The 2,557-nt window shown below is 69.0% G+C and carries 3 protein-coding genes; all 3 read right to left on the bottom strand.

What is annotated here, in order from left to right; translation table 11 throughout:
• On the bottom strand, nucleotides 1-770 hold a 770-nt coding region (locus AC2VNT_RS13010), incomplete at its 3' end, for an amino acid permease (RefSeq protein WP_486947258.1).
• An 82-nt stretch (nucleotides 771-852) separates the two neighbouring features.
• On the bottom strand, nucleotides 853-990 hold the full coding sequence (locus AC2VNT_RS13005) for a hypothetical protein (protein WP_486947257.1): 138 nt from the start codon (nucleotides 988-990) through the stop codon (nucleotides 853-855).
• 166 nt (nucleotides 991-1,156) lie between these two features.
• Nucleotides 1,157-2,557 (bottom strand): hypothetical protein (locus AC2VNT_RS13000; protein ID WP_486947256.1); only part of this gene is annotated, 1,401 nt, incomplete at its 5' end.

The following is a 2,557-nucleotide window of genomic DNA, read 5'->3' as shown; positions in this document are numbered from 1 at the left end:
ACCGAGTTGATCGCCCGCGGCATGATCCTCTCCGGCTCCGGGGTCTCGCCGGCCGCGGTGCCGACCAGCTCGACGGCCGCGTAGGAGAACACCACGCCGGAGGTGACCAGCACCAGCGGGATCAGCCCGGTCGGCAGGAAGCCGCCGTTGTCGGCCCACAGGTGCAGCCCGGTGACCTGCCCGTCCACCCGGTACCGCCTGCCCAGGAAGATGGTGCCGACCACCAGGAACGTCATCAGCGCCACCACCTTGATCAGCGCCGCCCAGAACTCGAGCTCACCGAAGAGCTTCACCGAGATGAGGTTCATCGACAGCACCGCCAGCAGGGCGGCCAGTGCCAGCGTCCACTGCGGGATCCCGTCGAACACCCGCCAGTAGTGGAAGTAGCTGGCGATCGCGGTGGTGTCGACGATGCCGGTCACCGACCAGTTCAGGAAGTACAGCCAGCCGGCCACGAACGCCGTCTTCTCGCCCAGGAATTCACGCGCGTAGGAGACGAACGATCCCGACGACGGGCGGTGCAGCACCAGCTCGCCGAGCGCCCGCAGGATCAGGAACACGAAGCCGCCGCAGATCGCGTAGACGATGAACAGCCCCGGCCCGGCGTCGTGCAGGCGTTTGCCGGCGCCCATGAACAGCCCGGTGCCGATCGCACCGCCGACGGCGATCATCTGCAGCTGCCGCGGGGCGAGCTCCTTGTGGTAGCCCGCGTCCTCGCGGGCCAGCGCCTTCGGGGACGCCAGGTGCGGATCACCGGGCGGGTGGGACATCGCGTTCCTATCGTTGCGGGCGCAGGGTAAAACCGTGCTGCGACCATACCCGGCGGTGGGGGCCGATCACAGGGTCGTGGGCTTACGGGTTGTCGGTGGTGGGCGTCGGTTTGTCGTGTGCGCTGATCCGGCGGTCGGACAGGCCGGACAAGGTCGACGCGACGTCGGTGCCGAATCGGAAGTCGATGCCGCCCCGGCCGGCGATGTAGAGGTCGTGCAAGCCGGGTTGGGGTCGTGGAAGTACCCGAGGTGGCCGGCGGTGTCTTTGACGATCTGCAGGGCCTGCGGCCGGGTGTCGTCGGGGAGGGGTCCTGGCCGCTCGGCCGCAGAAACCAGACATCCCAGGCCCTTTCGGACCTGGGATGTCTGGCAGCAGCTGTTGATTCCTACAGACCCAGGAAGGCCAGCGGGTCGATCGCCGAGGCGGCCGAGCTTGTGGTGTCGAACGCCGCACCCGGGTCGAGCAACGCGGCCGCGTCGATACCACTGACCAGCGAGCTCAGGTTCACGTCGCCGAACGGTGTCACCAGGGTGTCGGTGACGGTGCCGTCGGCGCCCGGGGTAGCGGTGTAGACGTTCTCGAACCCGCTGCCCAGGTTGAGTACGTCGTAGACCGACCCCGTGGTGGGCAGCGCCGCGGATTGCGCGCTGGTGTCCCCGCTGGCCGCGGTGGCCGAGTTGACGGTGAACTCGCTGTTGGTCATGCCCAGCAGGTTGGTCACCGTCTCGTAGGAGTTGATGTGGCCGACGTCGACGGCGCTGGACCCGGTTCCGCTGTAGCTGTCGACGGTCTGCTCCGCCAGCGGAATCACGTCGTGGGCGCTACCGAAAACAAGGGTGGGCGTGCCGCCGCCGATGTCCAGCAGCGGCGGCGCTCCGATCGTCTGATAAACCGGCGTGAATCCGTCGACGGCGCCGGTGGCGGTGCTGGTGGGATCGAAGGTGGTGCCGTCGATGGTGAACGCGCCCGCCCCGATGGCGCTGTCGCCGCTCTGCAGGCCGGTGAAGGCGTCGCCCGGGTTCAACGGGTTGGCGGCGTTGAAGCCGGCGACCAGCGAGCTCAGGTTCACGTCGCCGTACGGCGTGACCAGGGTGTCGGTGACGGTGCCGTCGGCGCCCGGGGTGGCGATGTAGACGTTCTCATAGCCGTGGCCCAGGTTGAACGCGTCGTACACCGTTCCCGTGGTGGGCAGCGCCGCCGACTGCGCGCTGGTGTCCCCGCTGGCGGCGGTCGAACCGGTGACGACGAGTTCGGTGTTGGTCATGCCCAGCAGGTTGGTCACGTCCTCGCCGGTCGTGACGGTCCCGACGTCGGTGGCGTGGGAGCCGGTCCCGGAGTAGAAGTCGAAGCTCTGGGTGGCAAGGTCGTTGCCACCGTCGGCGGGATTACCCAGCGACGAGCCGCCGATGGCCAGCAACGGCGGCACGCTGGCCACCGCGTGGACCGGGGCGAAGCCCGCCACGTCGGTGCCGCTGCTGCTCACGGTGAACGGGTCCAGGGTGTTGCCGCCGATGCTGAACGCGTCGCCGTTTCCGATCGCGCTGTCGCCGCTCTGCAGGCCGGTGAACGCGTCACCGGGCTGCAGAGGGTTCGCGTCGTTGAAGCCGGCGACCAGCGAGCTCAGGTTCACGTCGCCGTAGGGCGTCACCAGGGTGTCGGTGACGGTGCCGTCGGCGCCCGGGGTGGCGGTGTAGACGTTCTCATAGCCGTGGCCCAGGTTGAACACGTCGTAGACCGAGCCCGTGGTCGGCAGGTCCGCGGCGGTCTCCCCGCTGGCCGGGGTGAC

The organism is Mycobacterium sp. TH-M15 (assembly GCF_057473705.1).
This window is presented reverse-complemented; position numbering and strand designations above follow the sequence as displayed.